Annotated in this window: 25 protein-coding genes; 16 read left to right on the plus strand and 9 right to left on the minus strand. The window is 64.3% G+C overall.

The window, feature by feature from the left end:
* Positions 1–21 precede the first annotated feature (21 nt).
* The 3 genes from ligA to EUV02_RS11505 are packed head-to-tail and all read left to right on the plus strand — an operon-like array spanning position 22 to position 3,980.
* Positions 22–2,568 carry an NAD-dependent DNA ligase LigA gene (gene ligA, locus EUV02_RS11495; RefSeq protein ID WP_135246351.1) on the plus strand — a complete coding sequence of 849 codons (2,547 nt, stop codon included), beginning with the start codon at positions 22–24 and terminating at the stop codon, positions 2,566–2,568.
* A 54-nt stretch (positions 2,569–2,622) separates the two neighbouring features.
* Positions 2,623–3,213 (plus strand): TetR/AcrR family transcriptional regulator, encoded by a 591-nt coding sequence (locus EUV02_RS11500; protein ID WP_135246352.1) that lies wholly within the window; start codon positions 2,623–2,625, stop codon positions 3,211–3,213.
* A gap of 35 nt (positions 3,214–3,248) precedes the next feature.
* Entirely contained in the window at positions 3,249–3,980 is a 732-nt protein-coding gene (locus tag EUV02_RS11505; RefSeq protein ID WP_166430606.1) for a sulfite exporter TauE/SafE family protein, read from the plus strand.
* Here EUV02_RS11505 and EUV02_RS11510 read toward each other — a convergent pair.
* Genes EUV02_RS11510 through EUV02_RS11525 form a run of 4 tightly spaced genes read right to left on the minus strand, consistent with a single transcriptional unit; the run spans position 3,962 to position 7,296 of the window.
* Positions 3,962–4,399 (minus strand): hypothetical protein, encoded by a 438-nt coding sequence (locus EUV02_RS11510; RefSeq protein WP_135246354.1) that lies wholly within the window; start codon positions 4,397–4,399, stop codon positions 3,962–3,964. The two genes, EUV02_RS11505 and EUV02_RS11510, sit on opposite strands and share 19 nt — an antisense overlap.
* On the minus strand, positions 4,396–4,809 hold the full coding sequence (locus EUV02_RS11515) for a DUF1330 domain-containing protein (RefSeq protein WP_135246355.1): 414 nt from the start codon (positions 4,807–4,809) through the stop codon (positions 4,396–4,398). The genes EUV02_RS11510 and EUV02_RS11515 overlap by 4 nt, the downstream gene beginning before the upstream one ends.
* A gap of 57 nt (positions 4,810–4,866) precedes the next feature.
* The gene (locus tag EUV02_RS11520) at positions 4,867–5,556 is read right to left on the minus strand and encodes a TetR/AcrR family transcriptional regulator (protein ID WP_135246356.1); all 690 of its coding nucleotides are present in this window, start codon (positions 5,554–5,556) and stop codon (positions 4,867–4,869) included.
* 3 nt (positions 5,557–5,559) lie between these two features.
* The gene (locus tag EUV02_RS11525) at positions 5,560–7,296 is read right to left on the minus strand and encodes a thiamine pyrophosphate-binding protein (RefSeq protein WP_135246357.1); all 1,737 of its coding nucleotides are present in this window, start codon (positions 7,294–7,296) and stop codon (positions 5,560–5,562) included.
* A gap of 108 nt (positions 7,297–7,404) precedes the next feature.
* On the opposite strand from EUV02_RS11525, the gene budC reads away from it, so the two are divergent.
* Positions 7,405–8,190 carry a meso-2,3-butanediol dehydrogenase gene (budC, locus tag EUV02_RS11530; RefSeq protein WP_135246358.1) on the plus strand — a complete coding sequence of 262 codons (786 nt, stop codon included), beginning with the start codon at positions 7,405–7,407 and terminating at the stop codon, positions 8,188–8,190.
* A gap of 77 nt (positions 8,191–8,267) precedes the next feature.
* Here budC and EUV02_RS11535 read toward each other — a convergent pair whose 3' ends face one another.
* The 3 genes from EUV02_RS11535 to aptA are packed head-to-tail and all read right to left on the minus strand — an operon-like array spanning position 8,268 to position 11,092.
* The gene (locus EUV02_RS11535; protein WP_135246359.1) at positions 8,268–8,900 is read right to left on the minus strand and encodes a glutathione S-transferase family protein; all 633 of its coding nucleotides are present in this window, start codon (positions 8,898–8,900) and stop codon (positions 8,268–8,270) included.
* 13 nt (positions 8,901–8,913) lie between these two features.
* Positions 8,914–9,774: a formyltetrahydrofolate deformylase gene (gene purU, locus EUV02_RS11540; protein WP_135246360.1), complete on the minus strand. Its 861-nt coding sequence runs from the start codon at positions 9,772–9,774 to the stop codon at positions 8,914–8,916.
* Positions 9,775–9,778: 4 nt separating this feature from the next.
* Complete coding sequence (gene aptA / locus EUV02_RS11545) at positions 9,779–11,092, minus strand: omega-aminotransferase AptA (RefSeq protein ID WP_135246361.1); 1,314 nt, start codon at positions 11,090–11,092, stop codon at positions 9,779–9,781.
* 113 nt (positions 11,093–11,205) lie between these two features.
* On the opposite strand from aptA, the gene EUV02_RS11550 reads away from it, so the two are divergent.
* From EUV02_RS11550 to EUV02_RS11595, 10 genes are all read left to right on the plus strand, one after another.
* Entirely contained in the window at positions 11,206–11,571 is a 366-nt protein-coding gene (locus tag EUV02_RS11550) for a MerC domain-containing protein (RefSeq protein WP_166430607.1), read from the plus strand.
* A 35-nt stretch (positions 11,572–11,606) separates the two neighbouring features.
* Positions 11,607–12,083, plus strand: a complete 477-nt coding sequence (locus tag EUV02_RS11555) for a Fur family transcriptional regulator (RefSeq protein WP_135246363.1) — start codon at positions 11,607–11,609, stop codon at positions 12,081–12,083.
* An 87-nt stretch (positions 12,084–12,170) separates the two neighbouring features.
* Entirely contained in the window at positions 12,171–14,099 is a 1,929-nt protein-coding gene (gene dxs, locus EUV02_RS11560) for a 1-deoxy-D-xylulose-5-phosphate synthase (protein ID WP_135246364.1), read from the plus strand.
* Between the two features lie 273 nt (positions 14,100–14,372).
* On the plus strand, positions 14,373–14,882 hold the full coding sequence (locus EUV02_RS11565) for a DUF4136 domain-containing protein (protein ID WP_135246365.1): 510 nt from the start codon (positions 14,373–14,375) through the stop codon (positions 14,880–14,882).
* A 403-nt stretch (positions 14,883–15,285) separates the two neighbouring features.
* A complete protein-coding gene (locus EUV02_RS11570) occupies positions 15,286–16,023 on the plus strand; it encodes a TlyA family RNA methyltransferase (protein WP_135246366.1) in 738 nt (245 codons plus the stop codon).
* A 51-nt stretch (positions 16,024–16,074) separates the two neighbouring features.
* A complete protein-coding gene (locus tag EUV02_RS11575; protein WP_135246367.1) occupies positions 16,075–16,605 on the plus strand; it encodes a TspO/MBR family protein in 531 nt (176 codons plus the stop codon).
* A gap of 24 nt (positions 16,606–16,629) precedes the next feature.
* Positions 16,630–16,932 carry an accessory factor UbiK family protein gene (locus EUV02_RS11580; protein ID WP_135246368.1) on the plus strand — a complete coding sequence of 101 codons (303 nt, stop codon included), beginning with the start codon at positions 16,630–16,632 and terminating at the stop codon, positions 16,930–16,932.
* Entirely contained in the window at positions 16,929–17,447 is a 519-nt protein-coding gene (locus EUV02_RS11585) for a type III secretion system chaperone family protein (RefSeq protein WP_135246369.1), read from the plus strand. Before EUV02_RS11580 ends, EUV02_RS11585 begins: the two co-directional genes overlap by 4 nt.
* 6 nt (positions 17,448–17,453) lie before the next feature.
* Positions 17,454–18,230, plus strand: a complete 777-nt coding sequence (gene proC, locus EUV02_RS11590) for a pyrroline-5-carboxylate reductase (RefSeq protein WP_243445873.1) — start codon at positions 17,454–17,456, stop codon at positions 18,228–18,230.
* A gap of 4 nt (positions 18,231–18,234) precedes the next feature.
* Positions 18,235–18,846 (plus strand): hypothetical protein, encoded by a 612-nt coding sequence (locus EUV02_RS11595; RefSeq protein ID WP_135246370.1) that lies wholly within the window; start codon positions 18,235–18,237, stop codon positions 18,844–18,846.
* Here EUV02_RS11595 and EUV02_RS11600 read toward each other — a convergent pair.
* Positions 18,794–19,306 carry a MarR family winged helix-turn-helix transcriptional regulator gene (locus EUV02_RS11600; protein WP_135246371.1) on the minus strand — a complete coding sequence of 171 codons (513 nt, stop codon included), beginning with the start codon at positions 19,304–19,306 and terminating at the stop codon, positions 18,794–18,796. The genes EUV02_RS11595 and EUV02_RS11600 overlap by 53 nt on opposite strands.
* 81 nt (positions 19,307–19,387) lie before the next feature.
* Here EUV02_RS11600 and EUV02_RS11605 point away from each other — a divergent pair, with 81 nt between their 5' ends.
* A complete protein-coding gene (locus EUV02_RS11605) occupies positions 19,388–20,275 on the plus strand; it encodes a branched-chain amino acid aminotransferase (RefSeq protein ID WP_135246372.1) in 888 nt (295 codons plus the stop codon).
* A gap of 639 nt (positions 20,276–20,914) precedes the next feature.
* On the plus strand, positions 20,915–23,614 hold the full coding sequence (locus EUV02_RS11610) for an SLBB domain-containing protein (protein WP_166430608.1): 2,700 nt from the start codon (positions 20,915–20,917) through the stop codon (positions 23,612–23,614).
* Between the two features lie 19 nt (positions 23,615–23,633).
* On the opposite strand, the gene EUV02_RS11615 is transcribed toward EUV02_RS11610, so the two are convergent.
* Positions 23,634–24,629, minus strand: coding sequence for an NAD-dependent epimerase/dehydratase family protein (locus EUV02_RS11615; RefSeq protein WP_135246374.1), 996 nt, complete (start codon positions 24,627–24,629; stop codon positions 23,634–23,636).
* Positions 24,630–24,718 lie beyond the last annotated feature (89 nt).

The raw sequence follows: 24,718 nt of genomic DNA on the forward strand, positions 1-24,718 counted from the left end.
GCCAACGGCTATCAACGCCCGATGGATGAGAAACTGACCGAGGCCGAAGCGGCCGCCGAACTGGCGCGACTGGCGGCCGAAATCGCGCGGCACGGCGCGGCGTATCACACGCATGACGCGCCCGAGATTACGGACGCCGAATATGACGCTCTGGTACGCCGCAATGCCGAACTCGAAGCGGCGTTTCCGCATCTGAAGCGCGCCGATTCCCCGTCCGAAACCGTCGGCGCGGCGCCCGCCAGCGGCTTCGGCAAAATTGTCCATGCGCGACCGATGCTCAGCCTCGACAATGCGTTCGAGGACGATGATGTCACGGCGTTCGTCACCAAGGTCCGGCGCTTCCTGCTGCTCGATGCCGAGACGCTCGTCCGCTTGACCGCAGAGCCGAAGATCGACGGGCTGTCGGCGAGCCTGCGCTACGAAAACCGCGTGCTGGTCAGCGGCGCGACGCGCGGTGACGGCACCACCGGCGAGGACGTCACCGCCAATCTCCGCACCGTCGCCGATATCCCGCAGACTTTGCCCGCCGACGCGCCCGATGTCGTCGAGGTGCGCGGCGAGGTCTATATGGCCAAGGACGATTTCCTCAGGCTCAACGAAACGCAGGCCGCCAACGGCGACAAGCCCTTCGCCAACCCGCGCAATGCCGCCGCCGGCTCTTTGCGCCAGCTCGATGTAGCCGTGACACGCGCGCGGCCGTTGCGCTTTTTCGCGCATGGCTGGGGCGAATTGAGCGCGGTGCCCGCCGATACGCAGGCGGGCGTCATGGCGGCGTTCGCGCGCTGGGGCTTCCCGGTCAGCGACCGGCTGGTGACCTGCGACAGCGTCGATGCGGCGCTCGGCGTCTACCGCGCCATCGAAACCGACCGCGCCGACCTGCCGTTCGATATCGACGGCGTCGTCTACAAGGTCGACCGGCTCGACTGGCAGGAACGGCTGGGGCAGGTGGCACGCAGCCCGCGCTGGGCGATCGCGCATAAATTCCCCGCCGAAAAGGCCGTCACGCGTCTGCTCGCCATCGATATTCAGGTCGGCCGCACCGGCGTACTGACGCCGGTCGCGCGGCTTGAGCCCGTCGGCGTCGGCGGCGTCATCGTCACCAACGCGACGCTGCACAATGCCGATGAAATCGCCCGCCAGGGGCTGCGCGTCGGCGACCTCGTCCGCGTCCAGCGCGCCGGCGATGTCATCCCGCAAATCCTCGGCTGGGTGACGCCGCCCGCCGAACATGACGCCTTGCCTGTATTTGAGTTTCCGCATGAGTGCCCTATTTGCGGCTCACCTGCTGTTCGCGAATTTAGCCTCCGCTCCACCTCGCGTGACCCTGTGAAGCGTCGCTGCACAGGCGGACTTACGTGTAGTGCGCAGTTCGAGCGCTCGGTGGAATACTTCTGCGGGAAGGGCGGGTTGGATATTGAAAACCTTGGCCCCGAGACAATTTCGGATTTGATAAGTCGACAGCTTATCAGATCTTTGGCCGACATATTTGAATTGAGTGAGCACAAGGCTGAGTTGCTCCAAATCCCCGGATTCAAAGAAAAAAAGGTTGAGAATATCCTTGCCGCAATCCGCGGACGCATGGTGGTGCCGGTAAACAGGTTGCTGCAGGCGTTGGGTTTCCGGTTGATTGGTGCTGAGCGATCAAAATTGATCTGCTCACATTTTGATACGTTAGAAATGCTGCAAGATGTCTGTGACGGCATTGCCGCAGCCAAGCGCGAGATATGGTCCAATCTTGCAGAAAAGATGCAACAGGCGGGTCTGCCAATCAATTTTGATGTTTTGGACCTCAGGCTTTCGGTCAGGATGTCGCAAGCTAGGATGCTGGGCGCCCTTAGTGAATTTGAACATGTAGAAAAGAATGGCCCCGTTGCCACAAAGGCACTTCTAGAAAATATCGTAAGCAAACTGGGCAAAAAACCGAATTTCTCGCCAAGTTCTTCAACTTTAAAAAGTGCGATCAAGAGATTCTCGGCGAATTTTTCTCCATCCAACGATGGGAATTTTGAAAACTATGTTTCCAAGAAAACATTTAGAATTTTGAAAATTGCAGTGCAGGAATCTCAATCGCTAATCGCAAATTCATACAGTGCGAAAAACGACATCAAAATTAGAGACGTTTTGGTCGTCTTTTCAAACAATATTAATGATATCAATAGGTCTATTGAACTTGATGAGCATGCACTGAGAATTTTGACCGATATCGAGGGGATACATACAGCAACGGCTGATTCCTTGGTCGATAATATGACTTCAATAGCAAACAAAAATGAAATCGACCGGATTTCAAAATTGCTAGATGTCCAGCGGTATGAGCGCATATTTCGACAGTCTGAAGTCGAAGGGAAGACCGTCGTTTTCACTGGCGCTCTGACTTCGATGAGTCGTGATGAGGCCAAGGCGCAGGCCGAAGCACTCGGCGCCAAGGTCGCGGGCTCGGTGTCGGCGAAAACCGACCTCGTCATCGCCGGCACAGATGCTGGCAGCAAGCTTGCCAAGGCGCAGGCGCTCGGCGTCACCGTCATCGATGAAGACGGCTGGCGCGCGCTGGTGGCACGCGCCGGATAGGGCAGGGCGTCCGCGCGCTTGCGTCAGCCGCCGCGTTCACTCTATGCATTGTCCATGTCAAAACAGCCTGCGGCCCCGGCCGAATCCAAACCCGACGGCCGTGTCGAACGCAGCGTCCAGACGCGCGCCAAGATCACCGCGGCGGTGCTCGACCTCGTCGGCCGCGGCGTGCTCGATCCGACCGCCGAAGCGGTCGCGGTGCACGCCGGCGTCGGCTACCGCACGGTGTTCCGGCATTTCGAGGACATGGAAGCGCTGTTCGACGAGTTGAACGCCAAAATCACTCAAATCGTGTTGGCGGGGCTTCCCGACCTACCGCCAGAGGGCCCGCTCGCCGATCGCATCACGGGTTTCGTGCTGCGGCGCACGCAGGTCTTCGAAGCGATTACAAACTATTATCTGTCAGGTAACATCCGCCTGCACAGTTCCGAAAGCCTGCGGCGGTCGCGCGCCAATTTCGCACAGATGCTGCGCCGCCAGCAGGCCGTCTACCTGCCCGAAAGTACCAAGACCCCCGAAACCGCCGCGCTGGTCGAACTCGTCGCCACCATCGACGCCTGGGTGCGGCTTCGGCGGCTGCAGGGCTGCGATGTCGAAACCGCGCAGCGCATCGTCGTGCGAGGCGTCACCGCGCTGCTCGCCTGAGCGCGCCCATCGCCAATGCGAGCGCCTGGCTCGGCGTGACGCCGGTGCAGGTGCTGCTGATCTGGATCGCGGTGCTGTTCGCGTCGGTGGTGCGCGGGCTGACCGGGTTCGGGCTGGCCATCGTCATGGTGCCGCTGATCGGCATCATCATCGCGCCGCAGCAGGCGGTGCTCGTCGGCATCATGTCGAGCCTGATGATGGCCCCGCTGGGCTATGCGACATCGCGCAAGCGTGTCGATCCGGCGGTGATGCGGCCACTGCTCATCGCCACTGTCACCGCCGCACCGTTCGGGCTTTGGCTGCTGACCATGACGCCGCCCGACATCGCGCGGCTGGCGATTGCCGGAATCGCCATCGGCTCGTTTCCGGTGCTGCTCGCCAAGCGGGCGCCGCATCCGCCGGGGGGCGTGCTGCCGCGCGTCGCCACCGGCATGCTGACCGGGCTACTCGCGGGGTTCGCGGCGATGCCGGGGCCGCCGGTGATTTTCTATTTCGTCCGCCACGGCATTGCACCGGCGGCGTCGCGCGACGCGATGATCGTCACCTTTTTCTGGTCGTCGTCGATGGTGGCGCTCGCGGCGCTGGTGACGGGGCGCTTCACGCTGCCGACCGCGGCGCTGGCGCTGTCCTGCTATCCGGCGCTGGCGCTCGGCAACACCATCGGCAGCAAGCTGTTCGGCCATGTCAACGAAGCGGCGTGGCGCGCCGTCACGCTGGCGATCATGGCGGCCGCCGCGCTGGGTGCGGCCTACCGCGTGCTCGGCTGACGCAGCGCCAGAACCAGAAACACCAACGCCAGCACCAGCGTGACGATATGGCCATAATGGCCGGGCGGGTGGTGGTTGCCGTGCGCGCCTTTGCCAAGCCAATCCGACCAGGCGCTGAGTGCCGCCATGACGATGAGCATCAGCAGCGCCAGCGGCACCAGCGGCCGGTAGCGCAGCGCAATCGCCAATAGCAGTAGCCCGAACGGGATCTGGATCGCGCCGTACCAGGCAAAAACCGCAATGATCGTCTGGCCGGCAGCCCCGAGGTCGATGCCGGCAATCACGCCGGCGCCGCCGTCGGGCAGGAAATAATGGATGGCGCCGGGGATGATCGACATCACCGCGGCGAGCGCCAGAAACCACGCCGACACGGCCGCGCCGTGGTACTGGGCGTTGGTCGATGCGGGCAGCAGGCTCATCCGAGCGTGCCGCGCGTCTTGATATTGAGCTGGCCCGCCAATCCGGCGTCGCGGTGGCGCGCAATCTTCTGATATTCAGGGTCGGTGACCATCGCGCGCATCGCGGCCAGCGACGGATATTCAGCGAGCGCCACCATGTCCCACAGCTCCTCGACTTCACCGAGCATCAGTGCGGTCACCGGTCCGGCATAGCCCGGCGTGCCACCGACCGCCGTGATCATGTCGCGGACCTTCATGCCGTAGCGCAGATAGGCGGCCATGCCGGTCAGGTCGGCATCACTGCCGTCTTCATACGCGGCTTTCTCGCGGAATTTGAGCAGGTTGACCATGACGAACGGGCCGTCCTCGGTGCCGCCGAAAAATGCCTGCGCCTGCTCGGCGGACGGATGGACCTGATTGACAACCTTCACGCAGCTTCCCCTTGGACGTTATATTGACACTATAAATGTCATATTGCCGCACAGGCGTCAACGGGTGGCAGCGACGCCCGTTTGCATGGGGGTGGTGAGCAGGTCGTGTTCGATTTGTGCGCCAAGTTCGGCGATCTCGGCGACCAGCCGCAGCCGCACCGGCGCTGCCGCCACCGCTGCAACGCCAAGTCGGATGCCGTGCGCCATCTCAAGCGCAAAGCGGTTGCCGCTCCAGTTCTCGGCCAGCCATGACTGGGTTGTTACGCCGATGATGCGCAGCAGAAAATCGGTCAGCGGCTGCACCGCGACAAACGCCTCGAGCTCGCCCGCCGCCAGCGCGTCGCTGACAAAGCCGGCCCAGAAAGCGCGACCTTGCGCCAGCATCTGGTCGTGGATTTCGGACGCCTCCATGCCCAGCGTGGCGCGAAACAGTCCGCGGTAGAATTGCGGGTCGGCGCTGTAATGCGTCACCACCAGCGCCGTCGCATCGAGCAGCGCGGCGACCGGGCTAGCGTGGCGGATGCGGCCGAGCTTGGCGTCGAAATCCTCGAACTCGCGGCGCACCACCAGCCGCATGATCTCGCCCTTGCTGCCCGCCAGATTATACGGAGTCGCGGGGCTGACGCCGGCGCGCGTTGCCAATTGCGTCATCGAAAACCCCGCATCGCCACTTTCACGCACCAGCGCCCGCGCGGTGTCGACCAGATGTGCGATGCGCGCGCTGCGGCGCTCGGCGGAAAGCGCCATGCCTCAGCTCGCCGCGATGTTTTCGTAATAGGGGATCATGATGTCGCGGCTGCCTTCGGCCAACTGTCCGAGCATCGCCACTGTCGCCGGATGGACGACATCGGCATCAGTCATGATTTCAACCAGCGCCGGCTTGCCGCTCGCAAACGCCCGCGCCATCGCCGGGGCAATCTCGGCAAACGCCGTGACGCGCTCGGCATGGCAGCCGAACGCGGCGGCGATGCTGGCGTATTGCGTCGACCCGAGCTTGGTGATGACGTTGTAGTTGGCGCCGTACATCATCTGCTGGCCATGGATCGACATGCCCCAGACCTGGTTGTTGAGGATGACAGTGACGATCGGCAGCCGGTGCCGGACCATCGTGTCGAATTCCTGGATATGGAAGCCCATCGCGCCATCACCCGTTACTTGTACGACACGACGGTCGGGATGGGCAATCTGCATCCCGATGGCAAACCCCGGCCCGATGCCAAGGCAGCCGAGATAGCCGTGCGACAGCACCCGTGCCGGGGCATCGACCGCGACCGTCGCAGTGCCCCAGCTCGATGATTCGCCACCGTCGAAGACATAGGCCGCATCTTGCCCGGCAGCGTTGGCCACCGCCTTGGCAGCGTGATAGGGGTGGATGCCGCCCGCGACTTCGGCGTCAGGCCAGGCACTCGCGGCGAGCGCCTTGGCACCGGCGGCACGCGCCGTCCATGCGCTGGTGTCGGGCAGGTCCACCGCCGCGAGCGCCTTGGTCAGTGCCGTCAGCGTTTGCGCGCAATCGGCAGCAATCGGCAGGTCGATATCGCGCAGCCGGCCGATTTCGCTGGCATCCGAATAGATTTGCACGACGTGTGCATCATGCGGCACCAGCGCCCCCGATCGCCCACCGAGCATCAGCCCGAGCCGCGCGCCGAGCAGGATGACCAGGTCGGGCGCGCCCGCGCCGATTATCGGCAGCACCGCGAGATTGCCCGCCGCGCCAGCGTCGCAAGCGTGGCCGGCGGGCAATAGGCCGTAGGCTTGCGGCTTGGCGAATACCGGCAGCGGCAGTTTGGCGACCAGCGCGCGCAACGCCACCGCGGTTGCCGCCGACGCAGATTCGAGGCCCGCGACGATGACCGGGCGTTCGGCACGCAGCAGCAGCTCGGCCAGTGCGGCGACTTCTTCGGGGGCAGGGGCCGGCTGCGGCCGCACCGCCAGTCCGGCCGACGGCGTGGCCTGCGCGCCGGTGACGCTCATGTGCAGGATATCGATGGGGATTTCGAGCACCACCGGCCCCTTGCGGCCGGTCATCGCCTTGCGGATCGCCATCGCGGTCAGGTCGCGGACGCGCTCGGTGCTGGGGATGCTCAGCGCCCATTTCGCGGCAGGGCGCGCCATGGCGATCTGGTCGATGCCGCCTTGCAGCGGGTTGGTTTCGACTTCGCGCAGCGGCGGCGCGCCGATCAGGAACAGCACCGGTGACGCATCGAGTTGGGCATTGGCAATCGCGCTGATGGCGTTGGTGAACCCCGGCCCGGCGGTGATGATGCAGACGCCGAGCTTGCCGGTGGTGCGCGCGTAGGCGTCGGCGGCATGGCCGGCGGCGGCTTCGTGGCGGAAGTCGATAAGGTCGATGCCCTGGTCGATGCAGCCCTTGAACAGCGCTTCGTGATGGCCGCCGTGCAGCGCGAAGATTTTGGTGACGCCGGCATCGTGGAGCGTCTGCGCCAGCAGGTCGCCGCCGGTATAACGCGCTTCGGGACTCGACATGCCAATCTCCCCAACCCAAGCTGACGCGGTCTTGCATTTCGCCGCTGAAGTGTATTTATAGTACGATATAAATAAGAAGTCGAGTTGGCAATTTTTGGGGAGTGGAACATGCGGTTCAAGGACAAGTCGGTCGTCATCACCGGTGGCGCGTCGGGCATCGGCGCGGCCGCCGTGCGGCGCTTCCATGCCGAGGGCGCCAAGGTCGTCATCGCCGACCTCAATGACGCGCTGGGCGAGGCGCTGGCGGCCGAACTCGGCACCGGGCGCGCGCTCTACCAGCACACCGATGTCGCCGACTGGCCGGCGGTCGAAGCGCTGATGCAGCGCGCCGTCGACGCCTATGGGCGGCTCGACATATTGTTCAACAACGCGGGCATCGGCTGCTTCGGCGCCACCCCCGACCTCGACATCGCCGAATGGCAGCGCGTCATCAATGTCGACTTGAACAGCGTCTTTTACGGCTGCAAGGCGGCCATCCCGCACATGCGCGCGGGCGGCGGCGGCGCCATTGTCAACACCGCATCGGCCTCAGGGCTAGCGGGCGACTACAGCTTCACCGCCTATAACGCCGCCAAGGGCGCGGTCATCAACTACACCCGCGCCGCCGGTATCGACCATGCCCGCGAAGGCATCCGCATCAACGCCGTCTGCCCCGGCCCCGTCGACACGCCGATCATCGCCGGCGTCAAGGACATGCCCGGCGTCCAGGCCATCTGGGACGACTGTGTGCCGATGGGGCGGTTCGCGCGCCCCGAGGAAATCGCCGCCGCGGTGCTGTTTCTGGCGTCAGCCGACGCGTCCTACATGACCGGCGCGATCATCGCCGTCGATGGCGGGCTGACGGCGCACACTGGGCAACCGAATTTGCCGCGGTTGCTGGCGGCGGCAGGCTAAGGGCGCGCCGCGCGGGCAGGGGTGACCCCTGCACCCAATAATCGGGTGCAGGCCTCAGGCCTGAACGCCGGAGGCCCTTAAAGCGCCATGCTCGGCCGCTCCGCCATCCGCGCCCGCCACGCCAGCAGATGGACGTGGTGGTCGCCGGGACGGACGCGGACGACGCGCGCGAAGTCGGTCGCGACGACGGCGGTGATGTCGGCGACGCTGAAGCTGGCCGTGGCGACATACTCACGTCCGGCCAGATGCGCGTCGAAGGCGTCGATGAAGGCGTGCAACCGTGCTAGGCCGCGTTCGGCGAGTTCGGGGATTTGCGCATAGTTGACCGGGCCGGGTAGCGCGCGGTCCTTCATGCCCGGCGCAGTGTTGCGCAAGGCATCGGCGATCGGGGAAAAGCATTCGAATTCGATGCGGGCGTTCCAGCTGGCGATTTCGGCCTTTTCGAGCGGGGTGACACCGAGCAGTGGCGGCTCGGGGTAGGCGGCTTCGGCCCAGGCGAGGATGCCGGCGTTGTCGGTGAGGACAGGGCCGTCATCGAGTTTGAGCGCCGGCACGGTGCAGGCGGGGTTGATGGCGCGATAGGCAGCGCCGAGCTGTTCCTGCGTCGCCAGATCAACCTCGACGCTGGTGTGCGCGATGCCCTTTTCGGCAAGCAGGATGCGGGCGCGGCGCGGGCTGGGCGCGCGGGCAAAATCATAGAAAACCGGCATTGATCGTTCCCCTTTAGTCCCTGAACACCACCGTGCGCGGGCCGTTGACGAGCACGCGGCCATCGAGGTGGAACCGGATGGCGCGCGCCAGCACGCGGCGTTCGATGTCACGGCCCTTGCGGATCAGGTCGTCGGGCGTGTCCGAATGGCTGATGCGTTCGACGTCCTGTTCGATGATCGGGCCCTCGTCGAGGTCGGCCGTCACATAGTGCGCGGTGGCGCCGATGACCTTGACGCCGCGCTGGTGCGCCTGGTGATAGGGTTTGGCGCCCTTGAAGCCCGGCAGGAAGCTGTGATGGATGTTGATGCAGCGCCCGCTGAACTTCGCGGCGAGGTCATCCGACAGGATCTGCATGTAGCGCGCAAGCACCGCCAGCTCGCTGCCAGTCGATTGGAAAAGTGCCCATATCTGAGATTCTTGCGCAGCTTTGTTGCCGGGAATTGTCGGCAGATGATGGAACGGAATGTCGCCGAAATCCAGGCTGGCATAGGTGTCGCGCGGGTGGTTCGAGATGATGCCGGTGACGTCCATGTCGAGCTCGCCGATGCGGCGGCGGTAGAGCAGGTCGGCGAGGCAATGGTCGGCTTTTGACGCGAGGATCAGCACCTTGGGCCGCTGGCTGCGCGCGCGGATGCGGTAGTCCATGCCGTAGTGCGCGGCGATCGCCTCGAAGCCGGCCTCCAGCGCCGTACTGCCCGCCGGATCGGCAACGCGATACGCCGTGCGCATGAAGAAGCGGTTGGTCTCGATATCATTATATTGATGCGATTCGAGGATGTTGCCGCCCGACTTGAAGATATGGTTGGTGACATTGGCGACGATGCCCGGCATGTCGTCACAGACAAAGGTCAGGATGAAGGTTTGTGACGGCACGCGATTAATCGATCGTCGCGAGCAGGTCGGCCAGCTTGCCGAACATTTCGTCGATCTGCGGTTTTTCGACGATCAGTGGCGGCGACAGCGCGATGATGTCGCCGGTGGCGCGCACCAGCAGGCCGCTGTCGAACGCCGCATGGAACAATTCGGTGGCGCGCTTGCTGGGCGCGCCGGGGCGCGGTTCGAGTTCGATGCCGGCGACCAGCCCGATGTTGCGCAAATCGATGACGTGGCGCTTGCCCTTCAGGCTGTGCACCGCGTCCGACCAATATTCGGACAGGCTGGCGGCGCGCTCGAACAGCCCCTCGGCCTTGTACAGGTCGAGCGTTGCCAATCCTGCCGCCGCCGCCAGCGGGTGCCCCGAATAGGTGTAACCGTGGAAGAACTCGATGCCGTCGGGGGCGCCTTCGACAATCGCGTCGTGGACACCACGCGCTACCGCTACCGCGCCCATCGGCACCGCAGCATTGGTAAGCCCTTTGGCCATGGTGATGATGTCGGGGGTGACGCCGAACAGTTCGGCCGCCGTTGCGGTGCCGAGCCGGCCATAGGCGGAGATAACTTCGTCGAATATCAACAGGATACCGTGTGTATTGCAGATGGTACGCAAGCGTTCGAGATAGCCCGCAGGCGGTACCAGCACGCCGGTCGAGCCCGCCATCGGTTCGACAATCACCGCAGCAATCGTGTCGGCGCCGTGCAGTCCGACGAGGCGTTCAAGGTCTTCGGCGAGCTCGGTGCCGTGTGCCGGCATGCCGCGCGTGAAGGCGTTGCGCGCGAGGTCGTGCGTGTGGCGCATATGGTCGACGCCCGGCAGCAGCGCCCCGAAGGCGCGGCGGTTGTTGACCAGTCCACCGACCGAGGTGCCGCCGAAGCCGGTGCCGTGATAGCCGCGCTCGCGCCCGATGAAGCGCGTCCGGCCGCCCTGGCCGCGGGCGCGCTGATAGGCGAGCGCGATCTTGAGCGCGGTATCGACCGATTCGGACCCCGAGTTGGTGAAGAATACACGGTCGAGCCCCGCCGGCATCAGTGCCGCAACGCGCGACGCGAGCTCGAACGCGGTGGGGTGGCCGAGCTGGAACGTCGGTGCGAAATCGAGCGTCGCGGCAGTCTTGGCAATCGCGGCGGCAATCGGTGCGCGGCAGTGGCCGGCGTTGACGCACCACAGCCCGGCGGTGCCATCGAGCACCTGGCGGCCGTCGCTAGCGGTGTAGTGCATGTCCTTTGCGGCGACCAGCTGGCGCGGCGTCGCCTTGTACGCGCGGTTGGCGGTGAACGGCATCCAGAAGGCCGCGAGCGGATCATTCTCAAGCATGGGCACTCACCTCGATGGCAAAACGTCTGTCGCTGCTATCAAAGAAACGCCGTGCCAGCGCAAGCGCCGCGGCACCGCTTGCAGCGCGCAATGTTATACTATATCAGGGAGGCATGACGACGCGCATCTCCAGCTGGATCGACCGGTCGGCGCTCGGCCTGTCGGGGCTGTGCCTGCTGCACTGCCTTGCCGGCGCGGTGCTGCTGTCGGTGCTGTCGGTGGGCGGCGGCCTGCTCAGCCATACCGTCCACGCCTGGGGCCTCGCGCTGGCGCTGCCGCTTGCGGCATTCGGGCTGTGGCGCGGTTACCGGCTGCACACGCGCTGGCAGGTGATTGCGCTGGGCACCGCCGGATTGACGCTGATGCTGACGTCGCTGTTCGTGCCGCACGGCGCCTTCCTCGAAATCGCCAGCTCGGTGCTCGGCGTCGGCCTGCTCGGCACCGCGCACCTGCTTAACCTGCGCTGGCTCGCCCACTGACTTGCAGAGCGGCGCCGCAACCCCGATAATGGGGTATGGCAAGTCTGGCCCCGCACAATCATGATCACCGCAAGCTGGCGGGCAGCGCGCTCGTCACGGCGGCACGCGCAACGATGCTGGCGGCGGGCGAACAATGGACCGATATGCGTGCAGCGGTGTTCAACGTGCTTGCCGGACTCGATGCCCCCGCCAGCGCCTATGCCATCACCGATGCCGTCTCGACGGCGCTCGACCGGCGCATCGCGGCGAACAGCATCTACCGCATTCTCGACCTGTTCGTGGCGAACAACGTCGCGCTGCGCGTCGAAAGTGCCAACGCCTATCTCGTCAACGCGCATCCCGAATGCCTGCACGACTGCCTTTTCCTCGTCTGCGACGGCTGCGGCAAAGCCACGCATGTCGATGACGAGGCAATTTCAACGCAGATTCGCGCCACCGCTGCTGCGGCAGGATTCCGCGCCGAACGGCCGGTTATCGAAGTGCGTGGCCGCTGCGCCGCATGCTGCGCGTAAAGCGGCGGCAACAGCACTGCAACAATCGACAAATGCCGCTTTGCGCGCTACCGCTTTGCCCAACAGGAATATTTGGTTGAATCATCCGTGACCCAACGCCCCGCAACGCCGTTGCTCGATACACTTCCGCTGCCGGCTGACCTGCGCAAACTCGAACACCGCGATCTGCGTCAGGTCGCCGATGAACTGCGCGCCGAACTGATCGATACCGTCAGCACCACCGGCGGGCATCTTGGTGCCGGCCTCGGCGTCGTCGAACTCACCGTCGCGCTGCACTACGTGTTCAATACCCCCGAAGACCGGCTGATCTGGGACGTCGGGCATCAGGCCTATCCGCACAAGATCCTCACCGGCCGGCGCGAGCGCATCCGCACGCTGCGTCAGGGCGGCGGGCTGTCGGGCTTCACCAAGCGCAGCGAATCCGAATACGACCCGTTCGGCGCCGCCCACAGCTCGACGTCGATTTCGGCGGCACTGGGCTTTGCCGTCGCTAACAAGCTGTCGGGCGCGCCCGGCAAGGGCATCGCCGTCATCGGCGACGGCGCCATGTCGGCGGGCATGGCCTATGAAGCGATGAACAACGCGCAGGCTGCGGGCAACCGGCTGGTCGTCATCCTCAACGACAATGACATGTCGATCGCGCCGCCGGTCGGTGCGCTGTCGGCGTATCTGGCGCGCATCTATTCGTCGCGGCCGTTCCTGGAAATCCGCGAAGTCGTCAAGCTGCTCGCGCAGAAGGTCCTGCCGCACCAGCTGCATTCGCCCGCCAAGCGCGCCGAGGAATATTTCCGCACGCTGGCGACCGGCGGCAGCCTGTTCGAGGAGCTGGGTTTTTACTACGTCGGCCCCATCGACGGCCATAACCTCGAACATCTGGTGCCGGTGCTCGAAAACGTCCGCGACGCTGCCGAAGGCCCGATCATCGTCCATGTCGTCACGAAAAAGGGCAAGGGCTACGCGCCTGCCGAAGCCGCCGAGGACAAATACCACGGCGTCCAGAAGTTCGACGTCGTCACCGGCACGCAGGTCAAGCCCAAGGCCGGCCCGCCGAGCTATCAGAACGTCTTTGCCGCGCAGCTGATCAAAGAGGCGCAAGTCGACGACAAGATCGTCGCGATCACCGCCGCCATGCCATCGGGCACCGGTGTCGACCGCTTCGCCAAGGCTTTCCCCGACCGCACTTTCGATGTCGGCATCGCCGAACAGCATGCGGTGACGTTCGCCGCCGGCATGGCTGCGCAGGGCTACAAACCGTTTGCGGCGATCTATTCGACTTTCCTGCAGCGCGCCTATGACCAGGTCGTCCACGACGTGGCGATCCAGAACCTGCCGGTGCGCTTCGCCATCGACCGCGCCGGACTGGTCGGCGCCGACGGCGCGACGCACGCTGGCAGCTTCGACGTGACCTATCTCGCAACGCTGCCCAACATGGTTGTCATGGCGGCGTCGGACGAGGCCGAACTGACGCACATGGTCCACACCATGGCGCACTATGACGCCGGCCCAAGCGCGGTGCGCTATCCGCGCGGCGAAGGCACCGGTGCCGCAATTCCCGAAGTCCCGCAGCTGCTCGAAATCGGCAAGGGGCGCATTGTCCGCGAAGGCAAGAAGGTCGCGATCCTGTCGCTCGGCACGCGGCTCGGCGAAGCACTGCTCGCGGCCGACGACCTCGATGCCCGCGGCCTGTCGACCACCGTCGCCGACATGCGTTTTGCCAAGCCGATCGACCATGCGCTGGTCCGCAAGCTGGCGCTCAGCCACGACGTCATCATCACCATCGAAGAAGGCGCCATCGGCGGCTTCGGCGCGCACATCCTGACCTGGTGCAGCGACGAGGGACTGATGGACGGCGGCCTCAAGATCCGCACGATGCGCCTGCCCGACGTCTTCCAGGACCATGACAACCCGGCGCTGCAATATGCCGAAGCCGGGCTGGATTCTGCGGGCATCGTCGCCACCGTGCTCAGCGCGCTGCAGCACAACAGCGTCGGCATCATCGGCGGCGCGCGCGCCTGATCGCGGCGGTCCAGTCAAGCGTTGAAACGCGTTGCCAGCTTCGCACTCCAGATCAGTCTTCAACGGCCTGGTGATCGATCGCGTAAAGCGGTCGTCTGGCGCGGACAGACGCCAAACGCCCCACAGCCGGTCGGTTCAGTCTGAGCTTGGGCCATCTAAGCCGCGCGCATCGGCTCACAGCTTCGCGTGGTCAGTCACGACTTCAATTTTGAATTTCACTGCGTTATATCAGTGCAGCCGCAAATTGGCGGTCTGTTGCTGAAGGGGTCACTTATGAACCGCAACCGCTTTCTCGCGCTGAGCGCCGTGCTGAGCCTGTTCGCTGCAACGGGCGCAGTTGCGGGTCCGACGATCTCTTCGAACACCGCCCCCGGCGTCAATTTCAGTGCTTACAAGACGTACCAATGGGTCCAGATCTCCCCCAGCAGCAATCCTGTCATCCAGCAGGAAATCGTTGCGAGCATCGAGCAGGCGCTGGCCAGCAAGGGCTTGGTCAAGGCGCCTTCGGCCGACATCAAACTGGTCCTGACGACCGGCGTGCAGACCCAGACGGAACTCGAGAGCTGGGGACGCTGGGGCCTGCAGACGAGCACCTATCAATACAGCCAGGGCCAGCTTTCGATCGATGCCTTCGACGCCAAGACCAACATGGCGCTGTGGCACGGGCAGGCAACGGAGACCATCAACCCGCAGAAGCCGGACATGAAAAAGATCAATGACGCCGTGACCAAGCTGATGGCGACTTTCCCGACGTCCATACCGAGCGCCGCGCCGGCGAAGTAGCTTGCCCGCTTGCTGCAGCGGGGACCTGCCCGCGCTGCAGCAGCACTCCACATTTCTTGACATTTTGAACCAATAGGGTTATATCAGCAATCGCCCGCTGCGCATTGGCAATGCAGGAGAATATTCCGCGCGCGGGCGCAGAAGCGGGGTGTGAACCGGCGCGAAAACCCGCCTGCACCCGTAAAGACAGTAAAGTTTGGATCCTACAGCCGGGTGAAATAACGCATAGATATCAAGGCGCTGTAGTGCGTTCCGGCCAAATCCGCTTGTCCGTGTTTGTGCGTGAATCGGTGCCAATTGGCGCCACTTTCGGTCCAAAATCCCTGCGAAACGCGCAAATCTGTACGTTTTTTGACTCGCTGCACAATTTGCCAAGCGGCGCCGGACACCATAACGGGTCGCCATGACCAAGACGCGCGCCGATCAACTGCTGGTGGCCCAGGGCCTCGCCGAGTCGCGGACGCGGGCGCAGGCGCTGATCCTTGCCGGGCTGGTCTATGCCGGCGACCGGCGCGTCGACAAGGCCGGGCAGGTGCTCCCCGACGACACTGCGCTGACCGTCAAGGGCCGCGACCACCCGTGGGTATCGCGCGGCGGCGTCAAGCTGGCGCACGGTCTCGACCATTTCGGCTGGGACGTCACCGGTGCCACCGCAATCGACGTCGGCTCCTCGACCGGCGGCTTTACCGATGTGCTGTTGACGCGCGGCGCCAGTCACGTCTTTGCCGTCGACAGCGGCACCAACCAGCTGGCGTGGAAGCTGCGCGAGGATGCCCGGGTCACCGTGCTCGAACAGACCAATGCGCGCTACCTGACCGACGACCAGATACCGGCGCCCATTGATATCATCGTCTGCGACGCAAGCTTCATCGGACTGGCGAAGGTGCTGGCGCGGCCGCTCGAATTTGCCGCACCCGCTGCCAAGCTGATCGCGCTGATCAAGCCGCAGTTCGAAGCCGGGCAGGGCGAAGTCGGCAAGGGCGGGGTAGTGCGCGACCCCGCCATCCACGCCCGCGTCTGCGCCGAAGTCAGCGACTGGCTGGCATCGCTGCCCGGCTGGCAGGTCGCGGGTATCACCACCAGCCCGATCACCGGCCCCGAAGGCAATGTCGAGTTTCTGATCGGTGCCGTCCGCGCCTAGATATTGTGGCCCGGGATGACAGCGCCCGCAAAACCCGCTAAACCTGTGGTCATGAGTACACCCATCAATCGTGGTTCGGCGTTCCGTGCGGCCATCATTCTGGTGCCGCTGTTCGAATTGCTCGGCGGGCTGATGGCGCGCGTTTCGGGCAGCACCGTCGCCAACCCCTGGTATCAGGGCCTGACGCTGCCGCTCTACCAGCCGCCGGGTCCGGTGTTCGGCATTGTCTGGAGCATCCTTTATGCAATGACGGCGGTCGCCGTTGCGCTGGTGTGGGCGCACAAATCGGCGCCGGGGCGCTGGCTGGCGCTCGCGCTGTTTGCGCTGCAGTTTGCCTTCAACCTCGCCTGGTCGCCGCTGTTCTTCAAATACCACCAGATGCTGCCGGCGCTCGGGCTGATCGGCGCGATCTTCGTGGTAGCGCTCGCCGCGACCTTTGCGTTCGGGCGGATCAGCCGCACCGCGGCGTGGCTGATGGTGCCGTATCTGATGTGGCTGGGTATCGCCGCGTCGCTCAACTTTCGGGTCTGGCAGCTCAACCCCGCTGCCGCCGCGCCGGTGTCGGCGCTGTTCGGGGGCTGACATGACAATCTTTGGAGACCGATAATGCAATCGCAGAACAAGATTTTCGAAGACCTGTCGAAGGTCGCCACCTCGGCGCTCGGCACCTTTGCCGGGCTCGGCCGCGAAGTCGAAACCATGGCGAAGAACCGCGTCCGCGAAATGGCCGGTTCGGCCGACATGATCAGCCGTGACGAGTTCGAAGCCGTCAAGGCAATGGCCGCCAACGCCCGCGCCGAAGTCGAGCTGCTCAAGGCAGAAATCGCGGCGATGAAGACCGCGCCGGCTGCGGCAAAGCCAGCGACCGCCAAGCCTGCCGCGCCGAAGCGAAAGACCGCCAAGGCATGACCGAGATTGCCATCGAGTTTGACGCAGCGCCGGCGGCGCCGATCGACATGCTCGAACATTATTTCAACCTGCACGGCTGGGCATTCGAACGCACCGGTGACGAGGAAATCACCGCGAGCGTCGCGGGCAGCTGGGCCAATTTCCAGCTGCGCGCGCTGTGGCGCGAGGATGAACGCGTGCTGCAGTTCATCGCCATGCCCGACATCCGCGTGCCCGACACCAAGCGCGCGGTGATGTACGAGACGCTGGGGCTGATCAACGAGCAATTGTGGATCGGCCATTTCGAAATGTGGGCGGCCGACGGTACCCTGCTGTTCCGCCACGCCACACTGCTCGACAGCGATGACGAGCATGAAGACATCGACCTGACGCTCGGCCAGGCCGAGATGCTGGTCGAAGCCGCGGTCGACGAATGCGAACGTTATTATCCGGTGTTCCAGTTTGTGCTGTGGGCCGGCAAGTCCCCCGCCGAGGCGATCGAGGCAGCGCTGCTCGACACCGTCGGCGAAGCCTGAGGAACGGTGGCCAAGCCCGAACGCCTGTGGCTGCTCGGCGCCGGCAATATGGGTGGCGCGCTACTGCACCGCTGGCATGCCGCCGGGCTGGCCGACATCAACGTTATTGACCCGAGCCCGCACGCTTTGCCCGCAGGCGTTGCGGCGGCCGCGGCGCCGCCACCGGGTGCCGGTCCCGACGTGCTGGTGCTCGCCGTCAAACCGCAGCTGTTTGCTGCCGCGAGCGCCGGTCTCGCCGAACGGCTGCGCCCCGATACGCTGGTGATTTCAGTGATGGCCGGCGTGACCTGTGCCGGCATCATTGAACGGCTGGGTGACCGGCCCATCGTGCGCACCATGCCCAACACGCCGGCACGGCTGGGGCAGGGCGTGACCGCCTTGTTCGGCCACGGCGCCGATGCCGCCCAATGCGCGCGCGCCGAAGCGTTGCTGGCGGCGGCCGGCACGACGGTCTGGCTCGACCATGAAGACCAGTTCAACGCCGTCACCGGCCTGTCGGGGTCAGGGCCGGCGTATGTGTTTGCCTTCATCGAGGCACTGACCGAAGCGGGCATCGCGCACGGCCTGTCGCCGGCACTTGCGGCGACGCTGGCGCGCGCAACCGTGACCGGGGCAGCGGCCTTGGCTGCCGAGCCCGATGCCGATCCGGCAGCGTTGCGGGTTGCCGTGACCAGCCCCGGCGGCACGACCGCGGCCGGACTCTCGGTGCTGGTTGACCGGCTGCGGCCGTTGATGGCCGACACCGTTGCGGCGGCCACCGCACGCTCGCGCGAACTGGGGTAGGGCCGTGGCGGAAACCGACGCAATTCTCGACGCCTGGGTGCATGTCATCACCCGCGACGGCTGGCCACAGGCGCGGATCGATGCGGTGGCGCGGGCTGCGGCGTGCAACGTCGATGCTGTAGCGGCGGTGGCTCCTGATCGTTGGGAAGCCTTGCGCGGCCTCGATGGGCGCATCGAACGCATGGCGTTGGCTGAGGCCGCAAGCGACCCCGACGAGAGCGTCCGCAACCGGCTGTTTGCACTGTTGATGGGACGATTCGATGCGATGCAGGAACATCGCGATTTGGCGCAGCAACTCCATGCCGCCGCGCGCAGCGATCCGGCACTCGCGCTTTTCGTGATGACGCTCGTGCCACCGATGCTGCGCCGCTTGGGCGAGGCGGCCGGGGTGGATGCCGGCGGGTTGCTCGGACCGCTGCGCATTGCAGCGCTGTCGGCACTCTATGTGCAGGTCGCACGGGTCTGGCTGCAGGATGACAGTGCTGATCTGAGTACAACGATGAAGGCGCTCGATAGCGCGCTTGCACGCGCCGAAAGCTTGGCGAACTTCCGCCCCTCGCTACCTAAAGGCCTGCCTGCAATTCCTGGATCATCGGCCGGTCAACTGCCGGAATAAGCCCGGTCAGCACCGCCCAAAACCCCGTCACCGCATTCTGCCCGGCCTGGGCATAGGCACCCGCCATGCCGGTGCGGAGTTCCTCGAACAGCGCGGCTTCAAGCGTCGCGCCTTCGGGCGTGAGCTCGAGCAAGCGCTGGCGCCGGTCGCGCTGGCCGACGGCCTGGATGACCAGCCCGCGGCCCTGCAAGTCGGCAAGCACGCGGCTCAGCGACTGTTTGGTGATGTTGAGCAGCGCCAGCAAATCGCCGACAGGCATGGCCGGGCGCCGTGCAATGAAATACAGCGCACGGTGATGCGCCCGGCCGAGTCCGTGACGGTCGAGCAGCCCGTCGGCGCCGCGCACCATGTTGGTGTAGCCGAAGTAGAGCAGCTCGATGCCGCGGCGGATTTCGGCCTCGCGCAGGAATTGCGCCGAAGCCGCAGTGTTGCCGGCATTGAGGATATTTGCGTCAGCCATGTTGACGTATTTTGCACAGAATGTTACGACTATCAACCTTGGATTGAAATAAAACACTCAAAACTTGCGGGAGCATGCGGCATGACCGAAGCCACTTTCGACGATCGCGACGGCTTTATCTGGATGGACGGCGCGCTGCGCCCGTGGCGCGATGCCAATGTCCATGTCCTGACGCATGCCATGCACTATGCCAGCGCGGTGTTCGAAGGTGTGCGCTGCTACGGCGGCAAGGTGTTCAAGCTGTCCGAGCACAGCCAGCGGCTGATCGATTCGGCGAAGATTCTGGGCTTCGACCTGCCATGGACGCGCGACGAGATCGACGCGGCGATCAACGAGACGGTCGCTGCCAATAACTTCACCGATTGCTACATCCGGCCGATCGCCTGGCGCGGTTCGGAGCAGATGGGCGTGGCCGCCCAGAAGACCAAGGCACACCTCGCCGTTTCGGCGTGGGAGTGGGGTGCCTATTTCGGCGACGAAGCGCTCGCCAAGGGCCTGCGCCTGATGATCGCGCCGTGGCGTCGCCCTGCACCTTACACGATTCCGGTCCGCTCGAAGGCCGCCGGCCTCTACATGATCTGCACGCTGTCGAAGCATGCCGCCGCCGATGCCGGCTATGACGACGCACTGATGTTCGACTGGCGCGGGCAGGTGGCCGAAGCCACCGGCGCCAACGTGTTCTTCGTGCAAAACGGCAAGCTTCACACGCCGACGCCCGATTGCTTCCTCGACGGCATCACCCGCCGTACGGTCATGGATCTGGCGCGACGCCGCGGCGTCGAAGTCATCGAACGCGCGATCTGGCCCGAGGAACTCGCGGGATTTGAACAGGCGTTTCTGACCGGCAGCGCTGCCGAAGTGACACCGCTCGCCGAAATCGGGCCGTGGACGTTTGAAGTCGGCGCGCTGACGCGCCAGCTGCAAGCCGATTACCGCGATTTCGTGCGGGGCGTGCTGCCCGCAAAGTGAGTCGGGAGGCTTGCCGCTGAACTGCTCAAAGTCGGCCTGCACGAAAGCCGTAGTTACAAAGCATTGGACTGCAAAGCGCTTTTGGCAGCGACGACGAATCGGGCGATGTTCGAGCCAAGCTGTTGGTAAGATGAATTTTGTGCACTTGCGAACACGCCGCTGTGGCGCTAAACAAGATCAGGGGCTCGTATTGCACGTTGTCGGCTCGTCCCGGCAAATTTAGGCCATGAAGGCAAGAGTTGTGTCAATGTCACGTCCTCGCTTCAAGACACTGGCTGCAGTCGCTCTGGCGCTCTGTATGTGGTTTGTCCCATCGCTTTCGACGCAGGGCGCCGGCACAGTTGGCCGCCAGCTGACACATCCCGATCGCGCACTTTTAGCCGGTTCAGCGCAAGGTGCCGAAACGCCGGTTGACCAATTGCATAGTGCTGACGCGACCGTTCGGTCGGCATTGCCGCGTTGAATTCACGCGCTTGCGACAACAGACTGCCTGACGACTCACTTCACCATTGATAGCGCCGGCCATGTTGGATTGACTGGGCCGCTAAGCGTGCCTAAACGGCTTTGACGGCGTTTTGAGCAAGGTATGCATAAATGAAGCGGCATTTCGTGGCAGTTACCTCTGCTGTCCTTGCCGCTATGCTGGGCTCCATCGCGTTGCAGGCGTCGGCGCAGTCGATTGACCCAAAGGTACTCCAGCAGGTTCAGGGGCAGCTTGGTGTTGGCTCGACCAGCAACTCCGCAGCCACCCAGGTCGATCGTGCGCGCGAATCGTCCTCGGGCAATGTCAGTACTTTTCCGCAGACGACCCGCATCGACACCACCGAAGAGCAGCAATTGCGCCGCGAACAGGCGCGCGCGGCACTCGCCAAGATTTATCGTCCTTCGCCGATCGAACGTGAATTCAGGTCACGTCTGGCGGATACAACGCTCCGCCAGTTCGGCTATGAGCTTTTCCAATCGGTACAGGATGCTGCCGGCACGATGACCGGTTCGGCCGGCGATTCATATATCATTGGTTTTGGCGATGAACTGGTCGTGCAGTTTCAGGGGGCGACCAACGACAGCAAGACGGTTCGGGTTGACCGCGAGGGACGCTTGATCGTCGCCGCATTGCCGCCGATACCAGCGGCAGGCAGGTCACTGGGCGCGGTCCGCAATGACCTTGAAGCGGCGACGCGACGCACGATGCTGGGCACTGAAGTGTTCGTGTCGCTTGGCTCGGTCCGCGCAATCACCGTTTTTGTTGGCGGTGAAGTCGAACGACCAGGGCAAGTGGGGCTGACCGCACTCGCCGACATCAGCGCCGCTTTGGCGCGTGCTGGCGGCATCCGTCGCTCGGGTAGCCTGCGCAACGTCAAAATCATTTCGGGTGGCAGCACGCGCAGCGTCGACCTTTACGGCCTGCTCGGCATCGGCGCGCCGCCAGCGGTTCGCCTTCGCGACGGCGACCGCATTATCGTGCCTGTCATTGGTGATACTGCCGCTGTCGCGGGGTCGGTTTCGCGGCCGGGCATCTACGAATTACGTGGCAACACGTCGGTTAGCGAATTGCTGGCCTATGCCGGCGGTGCATTGCGTCCGCGCGGCAACTCAATAGCCATCAGCCGCATTTCGGCGGACGGTGCCGAAGAGTTCGTCCGGGCGGCGACCTTGTCGAGCCGCGTCGTGCCGGGCGATGCACTCCAACTGGTCGGTGGCAGCGCCGGCGGTGCCACGGGCCGCGTGACGCTGTATGGCAACGTCCAGAACCCCGGCCCGCGCCCGCTGTCGGCGGCACCCACCGTACGCGACCTGCTCGGCGAAGTCCGGGATTTGCGCTTCGACACCTATATGCCTATGGCGATCCTCATCCGCCGCGATCCGGTGACGGCCACGCGCTCGTTCCAGCCAGTCAATCTCATGACGGCGCTGCAAGGCCGCCCCGGCGTTGCGCTACGCAGCGATGATCGCCTCTATGTTTTCGCGCGCTCGGATATCGATTTCATCAATCGCTCACCGGTGCGCCGCATCGTGCTCGGACAACCCAACCCGCTGCCCGACTGCGTTTCGCTTAATCAGCTCGAAGCCCTGGTGCGCGATACCCAATCGGCGCGCTTCAATGTGGTGACACGTGGCTCGTTCATCGTCGAGCGCGGCGGCCAAAGCGACGTCGCTAATACTGGCGGCACTGCGGCCCAGGCCGGCAGCCGTCGCGGCGACGAATCGCTGCGCACCGGTGCAGACCCCGCGGGCTTGACGGTGCAGCAGCAGGATATGCGCGATGCTGCAACCGAGGACGAAGCCGCCGCGCAGCGCAACCTGCGCTGCCCGATGATTTTCGAAAACGAGCCAGGGCTGCTGCCGATCCTGATTGAAAATGCCATCGGTGTTGGTGGTGCCGTGCGCCAGCCGGGCGCTTATCCCATTGCCGATGCGGTCACCGTGCGTGACATTGCCAACGTTGCCGAGGGCCTATTGACCAATGCATCGTCGCTTTCGCTCGATATCATTCGCGCGCAAGCTTCAGCGACGGGCGAGCAGCACATGGAAATCGATACGGCTGGCACACAGTTGATGACCACGATGCTGCGTCCGGGCGATGACATTCGCTTCAACGCTGCGTTGCCGCAATTCGAAGCCGGCGGTGTGCTTTTGACCGGCGAATTTGGCCGGCCCGGGCTCTACTCGATCCGCCGCGGCGAAACGCTATCGCAGCTGATCGCGCGCGCTGGTGGCGTCACCAGTCTCGCCTACCCCTATGGCGCCATCTTCACGCGGCGCAGCGTCAAGGAGCTGCAGCAGGAAGGCTTCCGCCGCACCGGTCGCGAGATGGCCAACGCGCTTCTGGCGGTGTCGGCACGCAAGGAATCAAGCGGCGATTCGATTGCCGCAGCATCGAACCTGATTGCCACGCTTTCAACGATTGAAGCGCCCGGTCGGGTCGTCATCGAAGCCGACCCGCGCGTGCTGGCAATTCGGCCGGACCTTGATACCGTGATGAATTCCGGTGATGCGATCTATATGCCGACGCGGCCCAATTTTGTGCTCGCGCTGGGTGATGTCAGCAACCCTGGCGCATTGCAGTTCATCGCCGGCAAGGGTGTGAAGGATTACATCAGCGAAACCGGCGGGACGGCTGCGACGGCGGATTCTGGGCGTACCTTCCTCGTGCTGCCCAACGGTACCGCGCAGCCGGTGCGCAACTCCGGACGCGGTATCGTCGTGCCGCCGGGCAGCACCATCATCGTGCCCAAGGACATCGATCCGTTGTTCAAGCTCGATGTCGCGAGCAATGTCGCGGGAATCCTCGGCAATCTGATTACGTCAGTGGCAACGATCGCGCTGCTCGCCAAATAGGCCGGCGTTCGGCGCGCGCCTAGACGCCGTGGTAGCGCCGGAACCAGTCGACAAACCGCGCTATGCCGGCATCGAGCCCGACGCGCGGTGAAAAGCCGAGGTTGCGGCGGGTTACGTCGATATTCGCGTGCGTGCCTTCGACATCGCCGGGCTGCATCGGCACGAGCTCGGTGACGGCCTCGCGCCCGCAGGCAGCCTCGATGGCTTCGACAAGCCGGCTGACCGGTTCGGAGACTTCATTGCCTAGGTTGTAGATGGCGTGCGGTGATTTCGAACCGCCGGGCTTCTGCGCACCGTCATCGGCTGGCACATGGTCCAGCGCGCCAATAACACCGGCAACAATGTCATCGATGTAGGTAAAGTCACGCCGGACATTGCCGTGGTTGAACAGCCGGATCGGCCGGCCGGCCAGAATGGCATCGGTGAACAGCCACGGCGCCATGTCGGGCCGCCCCCAAGGCCCATAGACTGTGAAGAAGCGAAGGCCGGTCTGCGGAATCCGGTACAGATGCGCGTAACTCTCGCTCATCAGCTCATCGGCCTTTTTGGTCGCGGCGTAGAGCGAAACCGGATGATCGACGCGGTCCTCGACGGCGAACGGCAGCTTGCTATTGCCACCATAGACCGATGACGACGAGGCATAGACGAGGTGGCGCACTTGCCGCGCCCGCGCGTACTCGAGCACTTCGAGGTGGCCGATCAGGTTTGATCGCGCATAGGCAAACGGCGCTTCGATCGAATAGCGGACGCCAGCCTGGGCGCCGAGGTGGATGATGCGGTCGATGGCGCGGTCGCCGAACAATGCCGACAATGCCCCTTCGGCGCCAAAGTCGCCTTCGATACAGGTGAAGTCGGGGTAGGCGGCGACCAGTGCAGCGATGCGGTCACGCTTGAGCGAGACGGGATAGTAGCTATTGAAATTGTCGATGCCGACCACCGATTCTCCGCGCGCCAGCAAGGCCTGCGCGACATGAAATCCGATGAACCCGGCCGCACCGGTAACAAGAATTGCCACTGCTATCTCCTGGCCCACAACCATTTCGGTGCAAACGGAAACTTGCCGCAGCGCCGACAAAGCAGTAGGTGTTTGGGCATTAGTTGAAA

Source organism: Glacieibacterium arshaanense, from assembly GCF_004681125.1.
GTDB classification, from domain to species: Bacteria; Pseudomonadota; Alphaproteobacteria; order Sphingomonadales; family Sphingomonadaceae; genus Polymorphobacter_A; species Polymorphobacter_A arshaanense.

Coding starts and splice junctions, on each gene's coding strand:
- EUV02_RS11610 (WP_166430608.1), top strand. CDS start 20,915: ATGCTGGGCTCCATCGCGTTGCAGGCGTCGGCGCAGTCGATTGACCCA.
- EUV02_RS11525 (WP_135246357.1), bottom strand. CDS start 7,296: ATGTCGAGTCCCGAAGCGCGTTATACCGGCGGCGACCTGCTGGCGCAG.
- EUV02_RS11585 (WP_135246369.1), top strand. CDS start 16,929: ATGACCGAGATTGCCATCGAGTTTGACGCAGCGCCGGCGGCGCCGATC.
- EUV02_RS11510 (WP_135246354.1), bottom strand. CDS start 4,399: ATGAGCCTGCTGCCCGCATCGACCAACGCCCAGTACCACGGCGCGGCC.
- EUV02_RS11580 (WP_135246368.1), top strand. CDS start 16,630: ATGCAATCGCAGAACAAGATTTTCGAAGACCTGTCGAAGGTCGCCACC.
- EUV02_RS11535 (WP_135246359.1), bottom strand. CDS start 8,900: ATGCCGGTTTTCTATGATTTTGCCCGCGCGCCCAGCCCGCGCCGCGCC.
- EUV02_RS11570 (WP_135246366.1), top strand. CDS start 15,286: ATGACCAAGACGCGCGCCGATCAACTGCTGGTGGCCCAGGGCCTCGCC.
- budC (WP_135246358.1), top strand. CDS start 7,405: ATGCGGTTCAAGGACAAGTCGGTCGTCATCACCGGTGGCGCGTCGGGC.
- aptA (WP_135246361.1), bottom strand. CDS start 11,092: ATGCTTGAGAATGATCCGCTCGCGGCCTTCTGGATGCCGTTCACCGCC.
- EUV02_RS11550 (WP_166430607.1), top strand. CDS start 11,206: ATGACGACGCGCATCTCCAGCTGGATCGACCGGTCGGCGCTCGGCCTG.
- ligA (WP_135246351.1), top strand. CDS start 22: ATGGATGAGAAACTGACCGAGGCCGAAGCGGCCGCCGAACTGGCGCGA.
- EUV02_RS11500 (WP_135246352.1), top strand. CDS start 2,623: ATGTCAAAACAGCCTGCGGCCCCGGCCGAATCCAAACCCGACGGCCGT.
- EUV02_RS11575 (WP_135246367.1), top strand. CDS start 16,075: ATGAGTACACCCATCAATCGTGGTTCGGCGTTCCGTGCGGCCATCATT.
- EUV02_RS11520 (WP_135246356.1), bottom strand. CDS start 5,556: ATGGCGCTTTCCGCCGAGCGCCGCAGCGCGCGCATCGCACATCTGGTC.
- EUV02_RS11600 (WP_135246371.1), bottom strand. CDS start 19,306: ATGGCTGACGCAAATATCCTCAATGCCGGCAACACTGCGGCTTCGGCG.
- EUV02_RS11605 (WP_135246372.1), top strand. CDS start 19,388: ATGACCGAAGCCACTTTCGACGATCGCGACGGCTTTATCTGGATGGAC.
- EUV02_RS11555 (WP_135246363.1), top strand. CDS start 11,607: ATGGCAAGTCTGGCCCCGCACAATCATGATCACCGCAAGCTGGCGGGC.
- EUV02_RS11565 (WP_135246365.1), top strand. CDS start 14,373: ATGAACCGCAACCGCTTTCTCGCGCTGAGCGCCGTGCTGAGCCTGTTC.